The organism is Streptomyces sp. NPDC032745 (assembly GCF_055579465.1).
On record NZ_JBVING010000003.1, the window covers coordinates 36,015 to 57,465 of the forward strand.

A 21,451-nucleotide genomic window follows, 5' to 3' on the forward strand; every position below is an offset into this window, starting at 1 on the left:
ACCGGCCAACACGCCCAGGGGCTAGCATGGCGGCGTATCGTCCGGTACCCCCCGCGGACTGGAACGGAAGGCCCTCCCCGCGTGAACTCATCCCAGCAACCGCGCCCCGCCCGGCTCACCGTCGGCGTCGTCGGCGCAGGCCGGGTCGGCCCCGCACTGGCCCGCGCGCTCCAGCAGGCCGGACACCGGCCGGTCGCCGTGTCCGGCGTCTCCGACGCCTCCCGCCGCCGCGCCGAGCGGATGCTGCCCGACGTGCCGCTCGTACCTCCCGCGCAGGTGCTGGAGCTGGCCGACCTGGTGCTGCTGACCGTGCCCGACGACGCGCTGCCGTCGCTCGTCGACGGACTCGCCGAGACCGGCGCGGTCCGTCCCGGCCAGCTCCTCGTGCACACCTCCGGGCGGTACGGGACCGCCGTGCTGGACCCGGCCCGCCGCGCGGGCGCGCTCCCGCTGGCCCTGCACCCCGCGATGACCTTCACCGGCACCGAGGTCGACGTCCAGCGGCTCGCCGGCTGCTCGTTCGGCGTCACGGCCCCCGAGGAGCTGCGGCTCGCGGCCGAGGCGCTGGTGATCGAGATGGGCGGGGAGCCCGAGTGGATCGCGGAGGAGAACCGTCCGCTCTACCACGCGGCCCTCGCCCTCGGCGCGAACCACCTGGTCACGCTGGTCGCCCAGGCCATGGAGCTGCTGCACAAGGCCGGGGTCGAGCACCCCGACCGGATGCTCGGCCCGCTCCTCGGCGCGGCCCTCGACAACGCCCTGCGCTCGGGTGACGCCGCCCTGACCGGCCCGGTGGCCCGCGGCGACGCCGGCACGGTCGCCGCGCACATCTCGGAGCTGCGCAGGCACGCCCCGGCCTCGGTCGCCGGCTACCTGGCGATGGCCCGCACCACCGCCGACCGGGCCCTCGCGCACGGCCTCCTCAAGCCCGAACTCGCCGAGGACCTGCTCGGCGTACTCGCCGATCCCGAGGGTGGGGACCAGTGACCGAGCTGCTGCTGCACACCGCCGAGGAGCTGCACGAGCTCCCGCGCACCGCAGACGGCCCCCGCGCCGTCGTGATGACCATGGGCGCCCTCCACGAGGGCCACGCCACCCTGATCCGCACGGCCCGCGAACAGGCCGGGCCCCAGGGCCAGGTCGTGGTCACCGTTTTCGTGAACCCGCTGCAGTTCGGGGCGAACGAGGACCTCGACCGCTACCCCCGCACCCTCGACGCCGACCTGGAGATCGCCCGGGAGGCCGGCGCCGACGCGGTGTTCGCCCCGGCCGTCGACGAGGTCTACCCCGGCGGCGACCCCCAGGTGCGCGTCAGCGCCGGCCCGATGGGCGAGTGCCTCGAAGGGGCCACCCGGCCCGGCCACTTCGACGGCATGCTCACCGTCGTCGCCAAGCTGCTCCACCTCACCCGGCCGGACCTGGCCCTCTTCGGCCAGAAGGACGCGCAGCAACTCGCCCTGATCCGGCGGATGGTCACCGACCTGAACTTCCCCGTCGAGGTGGTCGGCGTACCGACCGTCCGCGAGGAGGACGGGCTCGCGCTGTCGTCCCGCAACCGGTACCTCTCCGCGCAGGAGCGCCGTACCGCCCTGGCCCTGTCGCGCGCCCTGTTCGCCGGGCAGGACCGGCTCGCCGCGCAGGCCGCGCTGCGCGCCCGCGCCGAGGCCTCCCCGGCCAGCGACGAGCGGGCCACCGCCCTGGCCCGGCTCGGTGAGATCCGGGCCTCCGCCGACGCGCACGCCGTGTCCGCCGCGTCCGCCGCCGGCACCGGCCTGCCGGAGGCCGTACGGGCCGCCGCCCGGCACGTCCTGGAGGAGGCGGGCCGGCACGACCCGCCACTGCTGCTGGACTATCTGGCGCTGGTGGATCCGCAGGACTTCACCGATGTCGGCTCCGACTTCACCGGGCAGGCCGTGCTGGCCGTCGCCGCGAAGGTGGGGACGACCCGGCTGATCGACAACATCCCATTGGAGTTCGGAGCACACACGTGAGCACCCCAGGCACAGGCACCGCCGGTACCGGCATACGGCTGCACGCCCCCGCCCCCGGCTGGGCCGTCGACGCCGACGTCGTGGTCGTCGGCTCCGGCGTCGCCGGCCTGACCGCCGCACTGCGCTGCGCCGCCGCGGGCCGCCGTACGGTCGTGGTCACCAAGGCCCGGCTCGACGACGGCTCCACCCGCTGGGCGCAGGGCGGGATCGCCGCGGCGCTCGGCGACGGCGACACCCCCGAGCAGCACCTGGACGACACGCTGGTCGCGGGTGCCGGGCTGTGCGACGAGGCCGCCGTACGGCTCCTCGTCACCGAGGGACCGGACGCCGTGCGCCGCCTCATCGCCACCGGGGCCGTCTTCGACACCTCCGCCGAGACCGGTGAGATAGAGCTGACTCGCGAGGGCGGCCACCACCGCCGCCGGATCGCGCACGCGGGCGGCGACGCCACCGGCGCCGAGATCTCCCGGGCGCTGGTCGAGGCCGTCCATGCGGCCGGCATCGAGACCGTCGAGAACGCCCTCGTGCTGGACCTGCTGCAGGACGCGCAGGGCCGTACGGCCGGTGTCACCCTGCACGTCATGGGCGAGGGCCAGCACGACGGCGTCGGCGCCGTCCACGCGCCCGCCGTGATCCTGGCGACCGGCGGCATGGGCCAGGTCTTCTCGGCCACCACCAACCCGTCGGTGTCCACCGGCGACGGGGTGGCGCTCGCCCTGCGGGCCGGGGCCGAGGTCTCCGACCTGGAGTTCGTCCAGTTCCACCCGACCGTGCTCTTCCTGGGCCCGGACGCCGAGGGCCAGCAGCCCCTGGTGTCGGAGGCGGTCCGCGGCGAGGGCGCGTACCTGGTCGACGGCGACGGCGTCCGCTTCATGGTCGGACAGCACGAGCTGGCCGAGCTGGCCCCGCGCGACATCGTCGCCAAGGGCATCACGCGCCGCATGCAGGAGCAGGGCGCGCAGCACATGTACCTGGACGCCCGGCACTTCGGCGCGCAGATGTGGGAGCAGCGCTTCCCGACCATCCTCGCCGCCTGCCGCGCGCACGGCATCGACCCGGTGACCGAGCCCATCCCGGTCGCGCCCGCCGCGCACTACGCCTCCGGCGGCGTACGGACCGACCTGCACGGCCGTACCACCGTCCCCGGCCTGTACGCGTGCGGCGAGGTGGCGTGCACCGGCGTGCACGGCGCGAACCGGCTTGCCTCCAACTCCCTGCTGGAGGGCCTGGTCTTCGCCGAACGCATCGCCGACGACATCGTCGCGGGCGCGCCCGCCGGCAACGGCCCGGGCATCCCGGTTCCCGCGACCGGCCCGCTGCAGCCCGCCGAGGCGCGGTACGAGATCCAGCGCATCATGACGCAGGGCGCGGGCGTGCTCCGCTCCGCCGAGTCCCTGCGCACGGCGGCCGCCGCCCTCGAGAACCTCTACGCGACGGCGCTGACGGCGCTGGAGAACGACGGCAAGACCGCCGTGCCCGGGACCGAGACCTGGGAGGCCACGAACCTGCTGTGCGTGGCCCGGGTACTGGTCGCCGCCGCCCGGCGCCGCGACGAGACCCGCGGCTGCCACTGGCGCGAGGACCACCCCGACCGGGACGACGCCGTCTGGCGCCGTCACCTCGTCGTCCGGCTGTCCGCCGCCGAGAAGCGGGCGCTGGTCGTCACCCCCACCGACTCCGCGGGCTTTCCGTCCGTACAGCACCCTTTGAGCCAGGAGCAGTCATCGTGAGCACCCCCGAACAGCACGACCACGAGCACGAGCACGCGGAGCTGCCGCTCCTCGACGAGTCCGCGGGCGGCTGCGGCGACGACTGCGGCTGCGGCGACGGCGAGGAGAGCGGCCTGGACCCGGCGCTGGCCCAGCTGCTGGCCGACGCCGGCCTGGACCCGATCGAGGTCGAGGACATCGCCCACATGGCGATCTCCGAGGACCTGGACGGCGGGGTCGACGTGACCACGGTGGCCACCGTCCCCGAGGACGCCGTCGCGCACGCCGACTTCACCGCCCGCGAGGCGGGCACGGTCGCCGGCCTGCGCGTCGCCGAGGCCGTCCTCTCGGTGGTCTGCGAGGACGAGTTCGAGGTCGAGCGGCACGTCGAGGACGGCGACCGCGTGCAGCCCGGCCAGGTGCTGCTGACGGTCAAGGCCCGCACCCGGGACCTGCTCACCGGCGAGCGCAGCGCGCTGAACCTGCTGTGCCTGATGTCGGGCATCGCGACGGCGACCCGCACGTGGGCCGACGAGCTGGAGGGCACCAAGGCGAAGGTCCGCGACACCCGCAAGACCACGCCGGGCCTGCGCTCCCTGGAGAAGTACGCGGTGCGCTGCGGCGGCGGCGTCAACCACCGGATGTCGCTGTCGGACGCGGCGCTGGTCAAGGACAACCACGTGATCGCGGCGGGCGGTGTCTCGGAGGCGTTCAAGGCCGTCCGCGAGCAGTTCCCCGACCTGCCGATCGAGGTCGAGGTGGACACCCTCCAGCAGGTGCGCGAGGCCCTGGACGCGGGCGCGGACCTGATCCTGCTCGACAACTTCACGCCGATCGAGACCGAGGAGGCCGTCGCGCTGGTCCACGGCCGCGCGGTGCTGGAGTCTTCGGGCCGCCTGACGATGGCCAACGCCCGTACGTACGCGGAGACGGGCGTGGACTACCTCGCGGTCGGCGGGCTCACGCACTCGTCCCCGATCCTGGACATCGGCCTGGACCTGCGCGAGGAGCGGTAATGCTGCTGACCATCGACGTCGGCAACACCCACACCGTGCTCGGCCTGTTCGACGGCGACGAGATCGTCGAGCACTGGCGCATCTCCACCGACCCGCGCCGCACGGCCGACGAGATGGCCGTCCTGATGCAGGGCCTGATGGGCATGCATCCGATGCTCGGCAGCGAGCTGGGTGACGGCATCCACGGCATCGCGATCTGCTCGACGGTGCCGTCGGTGCTGCACGAGCTCCGCGAGGTGACCCGCCGCTACTACGGCGACGTCCCCGCGGTGCTGGTCGAGCCCGGCATCAAGACGGGCGTGCCGATCCTGATGGACAACCCCAAGGAGGTCGGCGCGGACCGCATCATCAACGCGGTCGCCGCCGTCGAGCTCTACGGCGGCCCGGCGATCGTCGTCGACTTCGGTACGGCGACCACGTTCGACGCGGTCTCCGCGAAGGGCGAGTACGTGGGCGGGGTGATCTCCCCGGGCATCGAGATCTCGATGGAGGCCCTCGGCGTACGGGGCGCCCAGCTCCGCAAGATCGAGCTGGCGCGGCCGCGCAACGTGATCGGCAAGTCCACGGTCGAGGCCATGCAGTCGGGCGTGGTCTACGGATTCGCAGGCCAGGTCGACGGGGTCGTCACGCGGATGGCCAAGGAGCTGGCCGGCCCGCACGGCGACCCGAGCGACGTCCGCGTGATCGCCACGGGCGGCCTGGCGCCGATGGTCCTCGGCGAGTCCTCGGTCATCGACGACCACGAGCCGTGGCTGACGCTGATCGGGCTGCGCCTGGTCTACGAACGCAACGCGCCGAACTTCGACTGAGGCTGCGGCGCGCCGCCCGCCCGGGTTCCCCGGCGGGCGGCGCCGCAGCGCTCCCTTTCACTCATCGCCGTTCTGAAGACTCGGGTTCGACCTGATGAATTAGCTTGGGCCCAACTCGTCGACAGGTACAGGACGGCTCATATGGCCCGGGACACGGCGTACTTGAAGGTGGCCGACGCGCTGCGCACGCGGATCCGCGCCGAGGAGTGGCCCGTCGGCGCCAAGCTGCCGTCGCGGTCCCGGTTCGCCGAGGAGTACGCGGTCGGGCAGAGCGTCACGCAGCGCGCGCTGGAGCTGCTGATCATCGAGGGGCTCCTGGAAGGCCGCGCCGGCTCGGGCACGTACCGGTGCGAGCCGCGCGAGCGGCTGCGCATAGTGCGCTCCCGGCGGCGCCGGCTGGCCGGGCTCGGCGGCGCGGGCGTGACCTGGGAGTCGCATTCCGCGGCCCGTACGCCGGCACCGGAGCGGATCGCGGAGCGCCTCGCCGTCCCGCCGGGCGACCCGTGCGTGCTCACCACGTACGAGTTCCTGTCCGAGGGCAGGCCCGTGGAGATCTGCGAGTCCTGGGAGCCGATGGCGGTCACGAACGGCACTCCGGTAGTGCTGCCGGAGGCGGGCCCGTTCAAGGGCGCCGGGGTCATCGAGCGGATGCGCTCGATCGGCGTGCTGGTCGCCTCTTCGCTGGAGGTCCCCCGCCCGGCGCGGGCGAACCAGCGGCAGGCCAATCTGCTCGGCATCAGCGTCGGCGACCTGATCACCGAGATCGAGCGGACGTACTACGCGACGGACGGCCGGGCGGTGGAGACCGCCGACATCGTGGTCGCCGACCGCCGCTCCGAGATCGCGTACGAGATCGACTTCCACCCCGGGGACCGCTGACCGGTCCGCATCACGTGCGCCCGGGTACGTGGGCCAGCCGGCGCAGCGCGGCCCACCAGGGGTGGCGGGCCGCCCGGCCGTCGAGGACGGCCTGGAACTGGGCGTACGTCCGGGCCGCCCGCAGGACGGCGACGTCGTCGCGGCCCGGCGGCGGGGGCATCGGGACACCGTGCTGGGAAGCCCGGTAGGTATCGATGAGGTACTGCTCGATCGCTGTCATGCCTCCACCCTGGACCTGCTGGGGCCACCCCGCACGACGATTGACGCTCCGCGTCAATTGACCCGTGTCAGTCCAGGTCACAGGGGTCCGGCAGGTGAGAATGGGCCGATGAGCGTCACCATCGACATCGCCGGGCTCCCCGCGGAGCGCATCCGCTTCGCGCCCTCTCCGCTCTCCGAGCTCTGCATGACGCTGCACGCCCTGTCGCAGCCCGCCCACCACCCCGGCCTGGCTTCGTGGACCACCGCCACCGCGGCCGCGCTCGAGCCCTGCCTCGCGGACCGGCTGCTGGAGGGCGATTTCATGTGGCGCAGCTCCTTCTCCGACATCTTCATGGCCTTCGCGGGCATCCCCGGCGGCAGCGGGCTGCCCGCCGCGACCCTGGCCGAGGAGCTCGACGTACTCGACCGGATGGACGACGAGCGGTTCGTGATGGCCGCCCTGGAGCACTGCTGGCTGGCGCTGTACAACGAGGGCGGCGGGCCCTCCCCGCTGAAGAACCCGCAGGCCCGGGCCAAGGCGCTGGAGACGGCCGCCGCGCGCGGTCCGCGCCAGCTGGACTTCTCGCTGCGGCTGCTGGACGACACCGCGTCCGTACGGGTGTGGCTGCGGCGGCTCCTGGAGGACTGCGACGAGGCGTTCTTCGCGGAGACCTGGCGGCGGATAGAGCCTCAGCAGAGCGCCGATGCCCGGCACAAGACCGAGGTGCTGCGCCGCAAGGGGCTGGCGGCGACGCTGAACGAGGTGTCGACGGCGCTGAGCGTCGACGAGGCCGCCACCACCATCACCGTGGACAAGATGGTCCACGGCTCGGCGACCGCGACCGACCCGGGGATAGGCCCCGGCCTGGTCTTCGTGCCGACGAACTTCGGCTGGCCGCATCTGCTGGTGCTGCACGCGCCCGGCTGGATGCCGGTGGTCCACTACCCGCTCCGCTCCCCCGAACTGCCCGAGCCGGGCTCGGTGGAGTTGCTCCAGCGGCGGATGGAGGCGCTGGCCCATCCGATGCGGATGATGCTGTGCCGGAGTCTGGCCCGGGCCCCGTACACGACGAGCGAGCTGGCGACCGTGCACGGGATCACGGCACCGGAGGTGTCGCGGCACCTGTCGGCGCTGAAGAAGGCGGGCCTGCTGCACACCTGGCGCCAAGGACGGTACGTCCAGCACCAGTTGGATCTGGGCAAGGTCGCCCGGATCGGCTCGGAGTTCATCGAGGGCATCCTGCGCTGACGGCTCCCCCGCGGCACAACAGGGCGGACGGTGGCCGGATTTCGACGGCGCAGAGTCACCGATATGCGGAATTCATCAACCGGAAACAGCGAAAACTCTGGCCAGATCGGCCACCTGGTCTATACCGTGCGTCCACCGCTCACCCCACGTACCGCGCACCGCTTCCGTCTGTCTGCTCGCATTTGTCGTGGAAGGACCTTCATGCCCTCACGCCGTATAGCCGCAGCAACCGCCGCCCTGGCAGCCGCGGCCCTCGTCTCCCCGCTGGTGCTCGCCGGGCCGGCCGGTGCCACCGGCAGCCCGCAGAGCGATGCCGCACGGGGCGACGCACTGGCCAGGAAGCTGGTCAAGGACTCGACCGGCAAAGGCGCCAACAACCACCTGAAGGTCTTCCAGGCCATCGCCGACTACAACAAGGGCACCCGCGTGGCCGGCTCCAAGGGCCACGTGCAGTCCGCCCAGTACGTCGAGGCCGTGATGCGGGCGGCCGGCTACAAGGTCTCGAAGAACGAGTTCGAGTTCGTGTACGTCGAGACGATCGCCGAGACGCTGAAGGTCGACGGCGCGGGGCGCGAGCGCGACGTCCCGATCAAGCTGATGACGTACACGGCGAGCGGCCCGGAGGGCGGGGTGAAGGCGCAGATCGCCGTCGCCCCGGTGGACTCGGACGGTACGAACGGCTGCGAGCCGGGCGACTTCGCCGCGGGCGCCTTCACGGGCAAGATCGCGCTGGTCAAGCGCGGCGGCTGCACCTTCGCGGCCAAGCAGGCCAACGCGGCGGCGGCCGGCGCGGTCGGCGCGATCATCTACAACAACACCGAGGGCTCCCTCAACGGCACCCTGGGCGCGCCGGACGCGGGCAAGGTACCGACCGGCGGCGTCACCCGGGCCGAGGGCGAGCGGCTCGCCGCCGAGGCCGCGGCCGGCCCGGTCGAGGTCACCCTCGACATCCGCGAGTTCCGGGAGAACCGCAAGACGTACAACGTCATCGCGGAGACGCAGGGCGGCGACGAGAACAACACCGTCTTCCTCGGCGCGCACCTCGACTCGGTCGCGGCGGGCCCCGGCATCAACGACAACGGGTCCGGCTCGGCCGGCATCCTGCAGGTCGCGCAGCGCCTCGCGAGCAGCCAGAACAAGATCAAGAACAAGGTCAAGTTCGCCTGGTGGTCGGCGGAGGAGTTCGGCCTGCTCGGCTCCGAGGCGTACGTCGGCGGTCTGACGGACGCGCAGAAGAAGCAGATCAAGCTGTACTTGAACTTCGACATGATCGCCTCGCCGAACGCCGCGTACTTCGTGTACGACGGCGACGACTCGGACAAGGTCGGCTCGGGCCCGGGGCCCGAGGGCTCGGCGCAGCTGGAGAAGGGCATCACCGACTTCCTCGACGCGCAGAAGATCCCGCACGAGGGCTCGGACTTCACGGGCCGCTCGGACTACGGCCCGTTCATCGAGGCGGGCATCCCGTCCGGTGGCACGGACACCGGCGCCGAGGGGATCAAGACGGCGGCACAGGCGGCGAAGTTCGGCGGTCAGGCGGGTGTCGCGTACGACGTGAACTACCACGGCAAGGGCGACGACATCACGAACATCGACCAGAAGGCGCTGGACATCAACGTGGACGTGATCGCGAACGCGGTCGGCCACTACGCGTTCGACCTGGCCCCGCTGTCGAGGCCGGTCGCCGGGGCGCCGACCACCGGTGGCAGCACGGGCGGTGGCCTCCGCCCGGGCCACGACCACGAGGCCACCGAGTAGGTCTTCCGGGGCTCCGGCCCCAGACCCCGCGCCTCGAACGCCGGCGGGGCCGGATTTTGCCGCGCAGCGGCAATTCCGGCCCGTCCGGCGTTCGAGGACCCGCGGGTCCGGGGCGGAGCCCCGGTTTCGGGAAGGGGCGGGGCGGGGAGACGGCTCCGCGCGGCGGAACCGGTCAGGCCGGCCAGGGGGCGACACCCACCGGCTGGACCAGCCAGCCGAAGTCGCCGAGCCCGCCGCGGCCGGTGAGCTCCGCCGCCTCACCGGCCGATGCCAGGGCCCGGACGTAACCCGCCGGGTCGGAAGTGGCCAGGGCCAGCGGGGGCCGGGCCCCCGAGACGCCGAGAGCGGTCAGCGCCTCGCGCTGCGAAACCAGCACCGCCCCCGGCCCCGCGCACGCGTCCAGCGCCACGTGAGCCGTCACGTCACAGCTCCCGTCCGGCACCGGCGCGACCTCCCGCCCCCCGCGGAAACCCGTCAGGGTGCCGTACGGGGGCCGGGCCTGCAGAACGTGGGCGTAGTCCACCGCCACCGCCAGCCCCCGCTCCACCGAGCGGGCGGCCCGGGCCCACGCCTCGTCCCGCGCCCGCCCGATCTCCACCCGGCCGGGCCCCGGCCACCACCGCTCCAGCCACGCCAGGTCCGCGCCGTCCACGGCCGGCCCGCGGCTCTCCGTACCCTCCCGGTCGACCAGTACGTAGTGCCCGTCCTCCGCGATCTCCAGCGGTACGTTGTCCAGCCACTCGTTCGCGAACAGCAGGCCCCGCGTCCCCTCCGGCGGCTCCGGCACCCACCGGATCCGCGGATCGAGCGCGCCCGGCCGCTCCGCCCGCTCCACCGCGTACGGCCGCACCCGCGCCGCGACCTCCGCCGGGAGCGCGGCCAGCACCCCGGTCAGCAGCTCCCCCCGACCGGCCCCGACGTCGACCAGGTCCAGCCCCTGCGGATGCCCCAGCTCGGCGTCCACCCACTGCAGCAGGCGGGCCACCGCCCCCGCGTACAGCGGCGAGGCGTGCACGGAGGTACGGAAGTGCCCGGCCGGGCCCGGCCCGCCCGGGCGCACGTAGAACCCGTCCGGCCCGTACAGCGCGGCCTCCATCGCCGTCCGCCACCGGACCGGAACCGGAACCGGAACGAGATCCGCGACTTCTCCCTGAGTGCTCATCCCCGACAGGTTAAGCTCGGCCTCCACCTTGGGGAGTACACCTCCGTCACACGGATCGCACCTGTGGTTGACTCCAGCACCTATCTCCTTTGCCTACTCTGGGTTACGTGCAGCGCCTCTACGACTTCCTCCGCAGACACCCGACGGGCGTCGACAGCTTCTGGGCTGTCCTCCTCGTCGGGCTCGGGATGCTGCAAGTCGCCGAAGACAGTTTCAGCAGCACCACCGCCCGGCTGATCGCCGTCCCCTCGGTGCTCGCGATGGGCGTCGTCGTGGCCCTGCGCCGCAAGTGGACGCAGCCGATGTTCTGGCTCGCCGTCGGCACCGGCGTCTACAAGCTGGTCACCCACACCGAGGCGATCAACTCCGACCTCGCGATGCTGATCATCCTGTACACGGTCGCGGCCTCCTCCGAGATCTCGCGCCGGATGTCCCGTACCGCGCTCGCCATCGGGTTCCTCGCCTCCCCCCTCTACGCCCTTCGCTTCCAGGTGGACAAGGGCGACGCCCGCGCCGACTTCCTCTTCACGCTCTTCGCCATCGTCCCGTTCGCCCTCGCCTGGGTGCTCGGCGACTCCCTGCGCACCCGCCGGGCGTACTACGCCCAGCTCGTCGAGCGGAACCAACGGCTGGAGAAGGAGCGCGAGGCCCAGGCCAAGGTGGCCGTCGCCGCCGAGCGCGCCCGGATCGCCCGCGAGCTGCACGACGTCGTCGCGCACAACGTCTCGGTGATGGTGGTCCAGGCGGACGGCGCCGCGTACGTCATGGACGTGGCCCCCGATCAGGCCAAGGAGGCCCTGCAGACGATCTCCGGCACCGGCCGCCAGGCTCTGGCCGAGATGCGCCGCCTGCTCGGCGTCCTGCGCACCGGGGAGCCCCAGGAGTCCGAGGACTACGTGCCCCAGCCGGACGTGGAGCAGATCGAGGTCCTGGTGGAACAGGTACGGGCGGCCGGGCTCACGGTGGACTTCGAGGTCGAGGGCGCACCGCGCAGGCTGCCCAGCGGCGTCGAGCTCACCGCGTACCGGATCGTGCAGGAGGCGCTGACGAACACCCGCAAGCACGGCGGCCCGGATGCCAAGGCGAGCGTCCGGCTGGTCTACTTCGACGACGGGCTCGGCCTGCTGGTCGAGGACGACGGCCGGGGGGCGGCCCACGAGCTGTACGAGGACGGCGGCGCCGACGGCGCCGGGCACGGGATGATCGGCATGCGCGAGCGGATCGGCATGGTCGGCGGCACCCTGGACGCGGGCCCGCGGCCCGGTGGCGGCTTCCGGATCAGCGCACTGCTCCCGCTCAAGACGAGATGACGAGGTCGAGGTAACTGATGTCCATCCGAGTAATGCTGGTCGACGACCAGGTGCTGCTGCGCACTGGGTTCCGGATGGTGCTCGCCGCCCAGCCCGACATGGAGGTCGTCGCCGAGGCCGGCGACGGCCTGGAGGCGCTGGAGGTACTGCGGGCCACGAAGGTGGACGTGGTGCTGATGGACGTCCGGATGCCGAAGCTCGACGGGGTCGAGGCCACGCGCCGGATCTGCGAGCGCGACGAGCACCCGGACGTGATCATCCTGACCACCTTCGACCTGGACGAGTACGCCTTCTCGGGTCTCAAGGCGGGCGCGAGCGGGTTCATGCTGAAGGACGTGCCGCCGGCGGAGCTGCTGGCCGCGATCCGCTCGGTGCACAGTGGAGACGCGGTGGTGGCCCCGTCCACGACCCGGCGCCTGCTGGACCGCTTCGCGCCGATGCTGCCGACGACCACGCAGGAGCCGCAGAACAAGGAGATCGAGCGGCTGACGGAGCGCGAGCGCGAGGTCATGCTGCTGGTGGCCCAGGGCCTGTCGAACGGCGAGATCGCGGCCCGCCTGGTCCTCTCCGAGGCCACGGTGAAGACGCACGTGGGCCGCATCCTGACCAAGCTGAGCCTGCGCGACCGCGTACAGGTCGTGGTCCTCGCGTACGAGACGGGCCTGGTCCGCGCCGGCGGCGCCTGAGCCATGAGCCCGCCCCGTCCCCCGGGCCGCCGGTCAGGTCATCCAGCGGTCCGGGCGGGCGTCCGCGCGGGAGGTACGGGAGCGGGCCGCCTGGGCGTCCAGCAGGTCGGCGGCCTCGGCGGCCGGCCGCAGGCGGGCCGTGACGGTGCCGCCCGCGCCCGTGTCCACATGGACGTCGGCCACGCCCCGGGCGCGCTCCCACGGGCCCTGGGTGAGCCGGACGCTCTGCACCTTGGCGTGCGGGACGATCTCCGTACGGCGGCACAGCAGCCCCTTGCGGGCAGCGAACACGTCCGCCGAGACGGCCAGGGCGTAGCCCTTCCACCACACCGGCACCACCCACCGCGATCCGCTCTTCGGGGACCGGCCGAAGGCGAGGGCCGCGAGGTCCACACCCGGCAACACCCGGGCGACCACCGCCTCGGCGGCGGCCCGCGAGGCCACCGGGACCAGGACCTCGTTCTTCGAGCCGGCCACCGCCAGCTCCACCCGCACCCAGTCCCGGCGCCGCCACAGCAGCGGTTCCACGATCCGTACGGTCTGCACCCGCCCCGGCGGCACGGTCTCGTGGGCCCGGTCCAGCAGCCCGTGGTCGAGGCGCAGCCCGTCCGGGGACTCGGCGACCCGCCAGTCGAACTCGGCGAGGAAGCGCCCGGCCGTACCCGACCAGAGCCCGCCCAGCATGGGCAGCAGGGTGGCGATCGTCGCCCAGGGGTTCCCGCTGAACCACCACACGGCGACCGGGACGATCAGCCCGGCGGCCAGCGCCGCCCACGCCGAGAGGGTGAGCAGCAGGGACACGGCCAGGTCCGCGGGGCGGACGCGCAGCAACTCGCGCTGCGGGGCCTCGCCGAGCGCGACGGCCTCCGCGGGGGCGAAGCCGGCTGCCCGGGCCAGCAGCTCGGCGCGCAGCGCCACGGCCTCCCGCTCGTCGAGGAAGGCCAGCTCGTCCTTGTCCTCGGTGCCGATCACGTCGAGCCGCAGCTTGGCGACCCCGGCCACCCGGGCCAGCAGCGGCCGGGTCACGTCCACCGCCTGGATCCGGTCGAGCCGGATGTGCGCGGTGCGCCGGAACAAGAGCCCGCTGCGGATGCGCAGCTCGGTGTCGGTCACCGCGTAGTGGGTGAACCACCAGCTCAGGAATCCGTACAGGCCGAACACCACGACCAGGCCGGCCAGGGTCAGGGCCCGCAGGCCGGACGGCAGCCCGCGCACCCACCGCTCGACCTGCTCGCCCTGCTGGACGACGACGCCGACGGTCGCGGCGATCGGCACCCACGCCCGGCGCAGCGGCGTGAGCACGTGCAGCCGCCGCTCCACGGCAGGCGCGGAATCCGCCGCGGATCCGGCCGCGGATCCGGCCGCCGATCCGGCCGCCGATCCGGCGGTCACAGGCCCGCCGACCTTGCCTCGCCGAGCTCCGTCAGCCGGTCCCGCAGCCGCTCCGCCTCGGCCGGGACCAGGCCCGGGATCTTGGCGTCCGTGGCCGCGGCCGCCGTGTGCAGCTGTACGGAGGCCAGCCCGAAGCGCCGCTCCAGCGGGCCCGAGGTCACCTCGACCAGCTGCATCCGCCCGTACGGGACCACCGTCTGCGCCCGCCACAGCACCCCGCGGCTGATCAGCAGGTCGTCGGCGCGCTCCGCGTACCGCCAGGACCGCCAGTTGCGGCCGAGCAGCACCCAGCCCCAGGCCAGGCCCCCGAGCCAGATCGCCCCCGCGGCCGCCCAGAGCGGGCCGGCCGTCAGCCCCAGCAGCAGGGCCGTACCGGCCGCGAGCGGCACCGTCCAGATCACCAGCAGCAGCCGCCGCAGCGTGAGCAGCCCGCCCGGCAGCCCCACCCACTCGGGCCTGCCGGTCCCACCCGTGATCCCCGTTTCCATGCGCTCAGCGTAGGGGGTGGCGCGGCGGCCGGGCCGGGCTCGCGACGCCACCCCCTGCGGCTGCAAGAATGCTGCCATGACGGAGACCACGGTCGGCATCGGCGGCGCGGCGGAGAGCACCGACATGGTGCTCAACATCGGACCCCAGCACCCTTCCACGCACGGCGTGCTGCGCCTGCGCCTCGTCCTCGACGGCGAGCGGATCGTCAGCGCCGAGCCGGTCGTCGGCTATATGCACCGCGGCGCCGAGAAGCTCTTCGAGGCACGCGACTACCGGCAGATCGTGATGCTCGCGAACCGCCACGACTGGCTGTCCGCGTTCTCCAACGAGCTCGGCGTGGTCATGGCGGTCGAGCGGATGCTCGGCATGGAGGTCCCCGAGCGGGCCGTGTGGATGCGGACCCTGCTCGCCGAGCTGAACCGGGTGCTCAACCACCTGATGTTCCTCGGGTCGTACCCGCTCGAACTCGGCGGAATCACCCCGATCTTCCACGCGTTCCGCGAGCGCGAGGAGCTCCAGGCCGTCATGGAGGAGATCTCCGGCGGCCGCATGCACTACATGTTCAACCGCGTCGGCGGTCTCAAGGAGGACCTCCCGGCCGGCTGGCTCGGCCGGGCGCGCGCGGCGATCGCCGACGTCCGCACCCGCATGGACGTGTACGACAAGCTCGTCCACGGCAACGAGATCTTCCGCGGGCGTACGCGCGGGGTGGGCGTGCTGTCCCCCGAGGCGGTGCACGCGTACGGGGTCTCCGGGCCCATCGCCCGCGCCTCCGGCGTCGACTTCGACCTGCGGCGCGACGAGCCGTACCTGGCGTACGGCGAGCTCCAGGACGTCCTGAAGGTGGTCACCCGCACCGAGGGCGACTGCCTGGCCCGCTTCGAGTGCCTGCTGGACCAGACCCACAACGCGCTCGACCTCGCGGTCGCCTGCCTGGACCGGATGGCCGAGCTGCCGCCCGGGCCGATCAACCAGCGCCTCCCGAAGGTGCTGAAGGCGCCCGAGGGGGCCACCTACGCCTGGACCGAGAACCCGCTCGGCATCAACGGCTACTACCTCGTCTCGAAGGGCGAGAAGACCCCGTACCGGCTGAAGCTGCGCTCCGCCTCGTACAACAACATCCAGGCCCTGTCGGTGCTGCTGCCCGGCCAGCTGGTCGCGGACATGGTGGCGATCCTGGGCTCGCTGTTCTTCGTCGTGGGCGATATCGACAAGTGACAAGTCGCGGGAACTCCCGTGATGGCGCGGGAGTCTTCTGCTTAGGGTGCCGGGATGACCCCTGGCACATACGAGGGCTACCTGCGGCGGCTCGGCTTCCCGCGGCCGCCCGGGCCCACCGTGGAGACGCTCTTCGCGCTCCAGCGCGCCCACCTCGAGCGCATCCCGTACGAGAACCTCGACATCCAGCTCGGCCGGCCGCCCGGCATCGACCCGGAGCTCTCCGCACGCCGGTTCGCGGCCGGGCGCGGCGGGTACTGCTTCCACCTCAACGGCGCCTTCGCGCTGCTCCTTGAGGCCCTCGGCTTCGAGGTGACCCGGCACCTCGCGGGGGTCCTCGGGGCGGCGGAGCGCGAGCGCCGCGACGTCAGCGGCGACCACCTCGCGCTTACCGTCCGGGCCGGCGGGGAGGAGTACTTCGTCGACGCCGGGCTCGGCGACGGCCCGTACGAGCCACTGCCGCTGCGCGCCGGTACGCACCGGCAGGGGGAGTTCACGTACGGGCTGGGCCCGCTGGAGGGGGACGCGCCCGGCTGGAGGTACGTCAACGAGGCGAGCCCCTGCCCGGCGGTCAACATCCTCTCGGCGCCGGCGGCGACGGCCGATTTCGAGGCCACGCACGTGCGGCTGTCGACCTCGCCGGACTCCGGCTTCGTACGGACCCTCGCTCTGCTGCGGCGCGATGCGCACGGGGTCGACACGCTGCGGGGACGGGTGCTGAGCCGCATCCATCCCGGGAAGGGGACGAGCGAGCGGGTCCTGGACACGCCCGGGGAGTTCTGGGCGGTGGTGGGCGGGCTCTTCGAGCGGGAGCTCGACGATCTGACACCGGCGGACCGGGCGGCGCTGTGGGACCGGGTGTGCGCGGCCCACGAGAAGTGGCTGGCCGACCGGGCGGAGGCGGGCGCGGCCGCCGAGGGGCCGGGGTCCGGGAGCTGACGGCGGCGGCGATGTCGGTGCGGGAGTGCAGACTTGGGGCATGTCCCACTCCCCCAGACGGGCCTGCCCCGCATGCGGGCGCGACTGCGCCGTGACCGCCGGCCGGATCGCCCGCCACGACCCTCCCGCCGGGCGGGACCGCGGCGACCTGGTGTCCTGCCCCGGATCCCGGGCGCGGGTGGTGCTCGGGGCATCGGCGCCGACGCTGGACGGCTTCGTCCTGTCGGAACTGCCCGGGCAGCTGCCGCTGTTCTGAACGCGCGGCCCGGCCTGAGTACGGCCGTCCGCCGATCTGAGTACCCGCGCGGATCCCCCGTACCGGCGGCGCGGACAGGATGGCGGCATGTCCTGGAACCCGCAGACCGCCCTCCTCGCCCCCGAGTCGCCAGCCGACGCCGCCTCCCGGCGCATCCGCAGGAACGCGGGGATCGCCGCCCTTCTGTTCCTGCCCGCCCTGGTGGCCGCGAAGGTCTTCCTGCTGTCCACGGAGGTCGGCACCCGCTGCGTGATGACGGGCGGCTGCCGGCCGTTCCCCGGGGAGGTCTTCCTGGCGCTGCTCGCCGGGGTCGTGGCCGCCTTCGTCGCGGTGCAGGCCGCGCCCCGCAGGTTCGGGAAGGGCGCCCTCGCGGCCCAGTCGGCCCTGGAGGCCCTGGCCGTGCTCATGGTCCTGGCCTACCCCTAGGTCGTGTCGTCAAAGTCCCGTCTGGCTGGCGGGGTCTGGCACGCACGCTCGCCGCGTTGTCGTCGGTCAACGACGCTGCGCGTCGCTTCCCTCCTCCGCCTTGCGATCGCACGCACCAGACCCCGCCAGCCCCGCCCTTCCGGGCGGCCGACGCTACTTTGACGACACTCCCTAGGGCCTGCCCCCCAGCAGCCCGACCAGCCGGGTGCTGCTGTCGGCCCCGAAGCCGGCCGCGACCCCGCGCCGGTACAGCTCGGCGTGCGCGGCGAGGATCCCGGTGTCCATGCCTGAGTCGGCGGCGGTGTGCAGGACGTGCTCGACGCTCGCGGCGCACATGGCGAGCCGGTCGACGTCGCCGCCGTGCTCGCCCGCGTCGATGCGCGGGGCGTAGAAGCCGAGGAAGCCGCGCATGCTGTCGGTGGAGGCCGCGGCGTACGGAAGGATGTCGGAGGCCGTCAGGCCGTTGGCCTGCGCGACGGCGACGGCCTGGTGGAAGCCGGTCATCGCCGTCCAGAACATGATCATGTTGAGCTGGTAGTAGAGCTGCGCGTGGCCGGGATCGGCGCCGCGGTAGTCGGTGGCGGCCAGCACGTCGAGGGCGGCGCGGTGCGCGGCGTAGACCTCCTCCGGGCCGCTGACGAAAACGGAGGACTCCGGTTTGCCGACACCGGAGGGCGGCACGTTGACCCCTCCGGTGAGGTACGCCGCGCCGCGACCGGCGGCCCACCGCGCGGCGTTGCGGGCTTTGTCCGGGACGTCGGAGGACAGGTTGGCCAGCGTGCGGCCGGCCAGGTCGGCGTCGCCCAGGGCCGCGTACATGGCGTCGGTGTCGATGAGGCTGAGGACGGTGAGCGGGCTCGCAGAGACGGCCTCGGCGGCGGACCCGGCCCGGCGGGCCCCGCGCGCCACGAGTTCGGCGTCCTTGCCGGTACTGCGGTTCCAGACGGTGACGGCGTATCCGGCGTCGAGGTAGGCGGCGGCCATGGCGCGGCCCATGGGACCGAGGCCGACGACGGTGACGGCGGCGGTGCTGTTCTGCTGCATGACGGAGTTCTCCCCCGGGGTGAATGATCTGACCGATGCTCTAGAACGAACGCTCTATCCAGCGCTGAGGCCGACCGTAGCAGAACTAGAACGAACGCTCTATCCAGAATTCGGGATAGGATCCGGCTCATGGCAGCGACGGCAACACCGAGGACGGCACCCGGGACCCGCGAGCGGCTCGTCCGCACCGCCTCTCGCCTCATGCAGCACGGCGGGTACGAGAACACCCCGGTCAAGCAGCTCGTCCGTGAGGCGGAAGCCACCCTGGGCTCGCTCTACCACTTCTTCCCGGGCGGAAAGCAGGAGCTCGCGATCGCCGCCATCCACTACGGGGACGAGGAGTTCGCGGAGCTGCTGCGCACGGGGCTCGCCACGCACACCGACCCGGCGCAGGCGTTGGAGGCGGTCGCGGTCCTGCTCGCCGACGCCCTGGCGGCCTCGGACTGGCGCGACGGCTGCCCGGTGACGGCGACGGCCCTGGAGACGGTCGGTCGCCTCCCCGAGCTCCAGGAGGCCTGCGCCCGGGCCTTCGCCAACTGGCAGCACCTGGTGGCCGCGAAGCTGCTGGCCTCGGGACTCCCCGAGCCGGAGGCCCGGGACCTCGCCGTGACGATCGTCAGCACCCTCGAAGGCGCCGAGATGACGGCCCAGATCGGCCAGAGCCGGACCCCGCTCCTGCTGGCGGGGCGGCACCTGGCCCGGCTGGTGGGCTCGTACGCAGCCTGACCGGCGTGCTGACCAGTGGCGTTACCGGCAGGTCCGCTAGGAGATGGCCGTGCGGAGTCGGACGACGTCGATCGGCTCGGTCTCGTCGTGCGCCGTCAGGTCGATGACCTGGCCCACCGCGCGCTGCTCGGGGGTGGCCGGCTTGAAGCCCTGCTCCTTGACCGGCGGCTCGGAGGCGGTCCGGGCCGACTCCGCCTTGTGGACCGCGAGGGCCTCCGCGCCGACCACGTCGGCCAGGTCCTCGTTCTGGACCGATTCGATCACCGCTCGGGCCTGGGCCGCGGTCTTGGTGCCGAAGAAGTCGAAGCCGCCCTCGACGCGGGACGCGGAGCGGCGTGCGGCCGAGTACGGGGCCACCGCCGCGGCCGGCCGGCGCGCCGGGACCGCCGTCGCCGCAGTGCCCGCGGCGCCGCCCGTACCGGAATGCGGTGCACCGTCCGGCGACCCGGCCTCCAGCGCCCTGGGCTCGGCGCCCCCGCCCTCCAGCATCTTCGGCCGGGCCGGGTCCGCCTCGGCCTTGCTTGCGAGGGCCTTCATGGCCGCATGGGCCCGGGCGTAGCCGATGCTGGTGGGCGCGCCGCTCGACGTGCGCTCCTCGGAGACCGGCGGGAGTTCCTTCGGCGCCGCCGCCGGGGCCGCGGAGGCCTCGATGGCGAGCAGCCGGCGGCCCTCCAGGGCGCTGGCCCGCTCGGTCTCGGCGGTCGCGTACCGCCGCAGCAGCGCCGCGTGTTCGCCGCGCAGCCCCGCGAGTTCGACCCGCTTGGCGCGCAGCTTCGCGTCGAGCTTGGCGCGCAGCGCGCGGGCCTCTTCGAGGTCGGACTCGAGCTCGGCTATCCGCTCCTCGGTCTTCCACTCGTCCTTGACCCGTTCGCGCGCGAGTTCCGCAACGCGGCGCCCGGCCGAGCGGTCCCAGGCGCGCATGACGACGGCGCCGGCCACGCCCGTGGCCGCCGTGAGGGCCACGAGCAGGCGTAGCGGCAAAGGTTCCGCGATCAGCCAGGCCGCGGCCGCACTGGCGACGGAGACTCCGGCCACGGTCGTCGGCGTGAGCAGCCGGTGCAGGGGTTCGGGATTGCGGTGGCGTCCACGGGGCATGGCCTGAAATTTACAGGGCGTGGGGGTCCAATGGGGTAACTGCCCGGCAATCTGTGGCCGGGCAGTTACCCGTCATTTCTCCACCAAACCCGTAACTACGCCTACTTCGTCAGGCCCTTCGCCTTCAGATAGGCCTTGGCGGCATCCGCCGGCTTCTCGCGCTGGGCGTCCACCTGCTTGTTCAGCTCGACGAGGTCGGCGGTCGTCAGCACCTTGGTCAGCTTGTCGAGGGCGGCCGCGATCTCCGGGGATCCCGCGTCCTTGGCGTTGACCACCGGCAGGACGTTGTCGGCGTTCTGGAGCAGCTTGTCGTCCTCCAGCAGGACCAGCCCGAAGCTGTCGAGGGTGGCGTCGGTGGTCGTGGTGAGCGCCAGCTGGTCCACGCCGTCCTTGACCGCCTGCTTGGCCTGCGGGGTGCCGACGCCCTTCGGGTCGATCCCGGAAACGTCGATTCCGTACGTCTTCTTCAACCCGGGTGCGCAGAAGGGCCGTACGGCGCATTCGTCGCCCGCCGCGATCTTCACCTTCAGGCCCGACTTGCCAAGATCGGAAAGAGTCTTCAGGTTGTTCTTCCGGGCGAATTCCTTCGATACCGCGAAGGCGTTCTGGTCGACCGCCGAGCCCGCCGGCAGCACCTTCAGGCCGAGGGGGCCCGCCAGCTTCTCCAGCCCCGCCACCGTCGCCGCCACGTCGCTCGACGCGACCGGCTTCTCCTCCGGCGCCTTCGGCCCGTTCACCTTGGCGTTGAGGAACTCCGCGAGGGTGGCCGCGTACTCCGGGACGACGTCGATCTCGCCCTTCTCCAGCGAGGGCTCGTACAGCTCGCGGTTGTTCACCGTGGTGATCGAGGTGCTGTAGCCCGCGTCCTTGAGGACCTGCGCGTACAGCTCCGCCAGCACGTTGGACTCGGTGAACCCGGCCGCACCGATCACGACCTTGCCCTTGCCGGAACCGGAGTTCGAGGGCGCGGACGCGGCTGCGCCGGCGTCCTTGCTCTTCTCCAGGCTGTCTCCGCCGCACGCGGTGAGCGAGGCGGTCAGGGCCGCCGCCCCCAGTACGGCGCCGAGGACGCGCGTGGACTTGCTCATCTTTGCTC

The 21,451-nt window shown here is 73.0% G+C and carries 22 protein-coding genes; 15 read left to right on the forward strand and 7 right to left on the reverse strand.

The window, feature by feature from the left end:
* Positions 1 to 81 precede the first annotated feature (81 nt).
* The 6 genes from ACZ5WG_RS07980 to ACZ5WG_RS08005 all read left to right on the forward strand — a co-directional run bounded on the left by ACZ5WG_RS07980 (position 82) and on the right by ACZ5WG_RS08005 (position 6,404).
* Positions 82 to 987, forward strand: a complete 906-nt coding sequence (locus ACZ5WG_RS07980) for a Rossmann-like and DUF2520 domain-containing protein (protein ID WP_468721521.1) — start codon at positions 82 to 84, stop codon at positions 985 to 987.
* The gene (gene panC / locus ACZ5WG_RS07985; RefSeq protein ID WP_468721523.1) at positions 984 to 1,991 is read left to right on the forward strand and encodes a pantoate--beta-alanine ligase; all 1,008 of its coding nucleotides are present in this window, start codon (positions 984 to 986) and stop codon (positions 1,989 to 1,991) included. Before ACZ5WG_RS07980 ends, panC begins: the two co-directional genes overlap by 4 nt.
* Entirely contained in the window at positions 1,988 to 3,721 is a 1,734-nt protein-coding gene (locus ACZ5WG_RS07990) for an L-aspartate oxidase (protein WP_468721525.1), read from the forward strand. Before panC ends, ACZ5WG_RS07990 begins: the two co-directional genes overlap by 4 nt.
* A complete protein-coding gene (gene nadC / locus ACZ5WG_RS07995) occupies positions 3,718 to 4,716 on the forward strand; it encodes a carboxylating nicotinate-nucleotide diphosphorylase (RefSeq protein WP_389412918.1) in 999 nt (332 codons plus the stop codon). Before ACZ5WG_RS07990 ends, nadC begins: the two co-directional genes overlap by 4 nt.
* Positions 4,716 to 5,525, forward strand: coding sequence for a type III pantothenate kinase (locus ACZ5WG_RS08000; RefSeq protein WP_229337411.1), 810 nt, complete (start codon positions 4,716 to 4,718; stop codon positions 5,523 to 5,525). The genes nadC and ACZ5WG_RS08000 overlap by 1 nt, the downstream gene beginning before the upstream one ends.
* 141 nt (positions 5,526 to 5,666) lie before the next feature.
* A complete protein-coding gene (locus ACZ5WG_RS08005; RefSeq protein WP_468721527.1) occupies positions 5,667 to 6,404 on the forward strand; it encodes a GntR family transcriptional regulator in 738 nt (245 codons plus the stop codon).
* Between the two features lie 10 nt (positions 6,405 to 6,414).
* On the opposite strand, the gene ACZ5WG_RS08010 is transcribed toward ACZ5WG_RS08005, so the two are convergent.
* On the reverse strand, positions 6,415 to 6,624 hold the full coding sequence (locus ACZ5WG_RS08010; RefSeq protein WP_468721528.1) for a hypothetical protein: 210 nt from the start codon (positions 6,622 to 6,624) through the stop codon (positions 6,415 to 6,417).
* Between the two features lie 108 nt (positions 6,625 to 6,732).
* Between ACZ5WG_RS08010 and ACZ5WG_RS08015 the strand changes: the two genes are divergently transcribed.
* Both ACZ5WG_RS08015 and ACZ5WG_RS08020 read left to right on the forward strand, forming a co-directional pair.
* Complete coding sequence (locus ACZ5WG_RS08015) at positions 6,733 to 7,854, forward strand: DUF5937 family protein (protein WP_468721530.1); 1,122 nt, start codon at positions 6,733 to 6,735, stop codon at positions 7,852 to 7,854.
* 201 nt (positions 7,855 to 8,055) lie between these two features.
* A complete protein-coding gene (locus ACZ5WG_RS08020) occupies positions 8,056 to 9,612 on the forward strand; it encodes a M28 family metallopeptidase (protein WP_468721532.1) in 1,557 nt (518 codons plus the stop codon).
* Between the two features lie 172 nt (positions 9,613 to 9,784).
* Here ACZ5WG_RS08020 and ACZ5WG_RS08025 read toward each other — a convergent pair whose 3' ends face one another.
* Complete coding sequence (locus tag ACZ5WG_RS08025; RefSeq protein ID WP_468721533.1) at positions 9,785 to 10,774, reverse strand: SAM-dependent methyltransferase; 990 nt, start codon at positions 10,772 to 10,774, stop codon at positions 9,785 to 9,787.
* A 107-nt stretch (positions 10,775 to 10,881) separates the two neighbouring features.
* On the opposite strand from ACZ5WG_RS08025, the gene ACZ5WG_RS08030 reads away from it, so the two are divergent.
* Both ACZ5WG_RS08030 and ACZ5WG_RS08035 read left to right on the forward strand, forming a co-directional pair.
* A complete protein-coding gene (locus tag ACZ5WG_RS08030) occupies positions 10,882 to 12,084 on the forward strand; it encodes a sensor histidine kinase (protein ID WP_468721534.1) in 1,203 nt (400 codons plus the stop codon).
* A gap of 17 nt (positions 12,085 to 12,101) precedes the next feature.
* On the forward strand, positions 12,102 to 12,770 hold the full coding sequence (locus tag ACZ5WG_RS08035; protein WP_399247740.1) for a response regulator transcription factor: 669 nt from the start codon (positions 12,102 to 12,104) through the stop codon (positions 12,768 to 12,770).
* Between the two features lie 33 nt (positions 12,771 to 12,803).
* On the opposite strand, the gene ACZ5WG_RS08040 is transcribed toward ACZ5WG_RS08035, so the two are convergent.
* Together ACZ5WG_RS08040 and ACZ5WG_RS08045 are read right to left on the reverse strand one after the other, a co-directional pair.
* The gene (locus ACZ5WG_RS08040) at positions 12,804 to 14,162 is read right to left on the reverse strand and encodes a PH domain-containing protein (RefSeq protein WP_468721536.1); all 1,359 of its coding nucleotides are present in this window, start codon (positions 14,160 to 14,162) and stop codon (positions 12,804 to 12,806) included.
* A complete protein-coding gene (locus ACZ5WG_RS08045; protein WP_468721538.1) occupies positions 14,159 to 14,650 on the reverse strand; it encodes a PH domain-containing protein in 492 nt (163 codons plus the stop codon). The genes ACZ5WG_RS08040 and ACZ5WG_RS08045 overlap by 4 nt, the downstream gene beginning before the upstream one ends.
* A 76-nt stretch (positions 14,651 to 14,726) precedes the next feature.
* On the opposite strand from ACZ5WG_RS08045, the gene ACZ5WG_RS08050 reads away from it, so the two are divergent.
* From ACZ5WG_RS08050 to ACZ5WG_RS08065, 4 genes are all read left to right on the forward strand, one after another.
* Positions 14,727 to 15,869 (forward strand): NADH-quinone oxidoreductase subunit D, encoded by a 1,143-nt coding sequence (locus ACZ5WG_RS08050; protein ID WP_030300712.1) that lies wholly within the window; start codon positions 14,727 to 14,729, stop codon positions 15,867 to 15,869.
* Between the two features lie 54 nt (positions 15,870 to 15,923).
* Positions 15,924 to 16,808 carry an arylamine N-acetyltransferase family protein gene (locus ACZ5WG_RS08055; RefSeq protein WP_468721540.1) on the forward strand — a complete coding sequence of 295 codons (885 nt, stop codon included), beginning with the start codon at positions 15,924 to 15,926 and terminating at the stop codon, positions 16,806 to 16,808.
* Positions 16,809 to 16,848: 40 nt separating this feature from the next.
* Entirely contained in the window at positions 16,849 to 17,064 is a 216-nt protein-coding gene (locus ACZ5WG_RS08060) for a hypothetical protein (RefSeq protein ID WP_468721542.1), read from the forward strand.
* A gap of 87 nt (positions 17,065 to 17,151) precedes the next feature.
* The gene (locus ACZ5WG_RS08065) at positions 17,152 to 17,490 is read left to right on the forward strand and encodes a hypothetical protein (RefSeq protein WP_468721544.1); all 339 of its coding nucleotides are present in this window, start codon (positions 17,152 to 17,154) and stop codon (positions 17,488 to 17,490) included.
* 171 nt (positions 17,491 to 17,661) lie between these two features.
* Here ACZ5WG_RS08065 and ACZ5WG_RS08070 read toward each other — a convergent pair whose 3' ends face one another.
* Positions 17,662 to 18,534, reverse strand: coding sequence for an NAD(P)-dependent oxidoreductase (locus ACZ5WG_RS08070; RefSeq protein ID WP_468721546.1), 873 nt, complete (start codon positions 18,532 to 18,534; stop codon positions 17,662 to 17,664).
* 129 nt (positions 18,535 to 18,663) lie between these two features.
* On the opposite strand from ACZ5WG_RS08070, the gene ACZ5WG_RS08075 reads away from it, so the two are divergent.
* Complete coding sequence (locus ACZ5WG_RS08075; RefSeq protein ID WP_468721547.1) at positions 18,664 to 19,260, forward strand: TetR/AcrR family transcriptional regulator; 597 nt, start codon at positions 18,664 to 18,666, stop codon at positions 19,258 to 19,260.
* 36 nt (positions 19,261 to 19,296) lie between these two features.
* On the opposite strand, the gene ACZ5WG_RS08080 is transcribed toward ACZ5WG_RS08075, so the two are convergent.
* Positions 19,297 to 20,355, reverse strand: a complete 1,059-nt coding sequence (locus ACZ5WG_RS08080) for a hypothetical protein (protein ID WP_468721548.1) — start codon at positions 20,353 to 20,355, stop codon at positions 19,297 to 19,299.
* Between the two features lie 101 nt (positions 20,356 to 20,456).
* Complete coding sequence (locus ACZ5WG_RS08085; RefSeq protein WP_468721549.1) at positions 20,457 to 21,443, reverse strand: ABC transporter substrate-binding protein; 987 nt, start codon at positions 21,441 to 21,443, stop codon at positions 20,457 to 20,459.
* Positions 21,444 to 21,451: the final 8 nt, after the last annotated feature.

Excerpts from the sequence above, each read along its gene's own strand:
- ACZ5WG_RS08000 (WP_229337411.1), top strand. The coding sequence starts at position 4,716 with ATGCTGCTGACCATCGACGTCGGCAACACCCACACCGTGCTCGGCCTG.
- ACZ5WG_RS08005 (WP_468721527.1), top strand. The coding sequence starts at position 5,667 with ATGGCCCGGGACACGGCGTACTTGAAGGTGGCCGACGCGCTGCGCACG.
- ACZ5WG_RS08010 (WP_468721528.1), bottom strand. The coding sequence starts at position 6,624 with ATGACAGCGATCGAGCAGTACCTCATCGATACCTACCGGGCTTCCCAG.
- ACZ5WG_RS08015 (WP_468721530.1), top strand. The coding sequence starts at position 6,733 with ATGAGCGTCACCATCGACATCGCCGGGCTCCCCGCGGAGCGCATCCGC.
- ACZ5WG_RS08020 (WP_468721532.1), top strand. The coding sequence starts at position 8,056 with ATGCCCTCACGCCGTATAGCCGCAGCAACCGCCGCCCTGGCAGCCGCG.
- ACZ5WG_RS08025 (WP_468721533.1), bottom strand. The coding sequence starts at position 10,774 with ATGAGCACTCAGGGAGAAGTCGCGGATCTCGTTCCGGTTCCGGTTCCG.
- ACZ5WG_RS08035 (WP_399247740.1), top strand. The coding sequence starts at position 12,102 with ATGTCCATCCGAGTAATGCTGGTCGACGACCAGGTGCTGCTGCGCACT.
- ACZ5WG_RS08045 (WP_468721538.1), bottom strand. The coding sequence starts at position 14,650 with ATGGAAACGGGGATCACGGGTGGGACCGGCAGGCCCGAGTGGGTGGGG.
- ACZ5WG_RS08050 (WP_030300712.1), top strand. The coding sequence starts at position 14,727 with ATGACGGAGACCACGGTCGGCATCGGCGGCGCGGCGGAGAGCACCGAC.
- ACZ5WG_RS08055 (WP_468721540.1), top strand. The coding sequence starts at position 15,924 with ATGACCCCTGGCACATACGAGGGCTACCTGCGGCGGCTCGGCTTCCCG.
- ACZ5WG_RS08060 (WP_468721542.1), top strand. The coding sequence starts at position 16,849 with ATGTCCCACTCCCCCAGACGGGCCTGCCCCGCATGCGGGCGCGACTGC.
- ACZ5WG_RS08065 (WP_468721544.1), top strand. The coding sequence starts at position 17,152 with ATGTCCTGGAACCCGCAGACCGCCCTCCTCGCCCCCGAGTCGCCAGCC.
- ACZ5WG_RS08070 (WP_468721546.1), bottom strand. The coding sequence starts at position 18,534 with ATGCAGCAGAACAGCACCGCCGCCGTCACCGTCGTCGGCCTCGGTCCC.
- ACZ5WG_RS08075 (WP_468721547.1), top strand. The coding sequence starts at position 18,664 with ATGGCAGCGACGGCAACACCGAGGACGGCACCCGGGACCCGCGAGCGG.
- ACZ5WG_RS08080 (WP_468721548.1), bottom strand. The coding sequence starts at position 20,355 with ATGCCCCGTGGACGCCACCGCAATCCCGAACCCCTGCACCGGCTGCTC.
- ACZ5WG_RS08085 (WP_468721549.1), bottom strand. The coding sequence starts at position 21,443 with ATGAGCAAGTCCACGCGCGTCCTCGGCGCCGTACTGGGGGCGGCGGCC.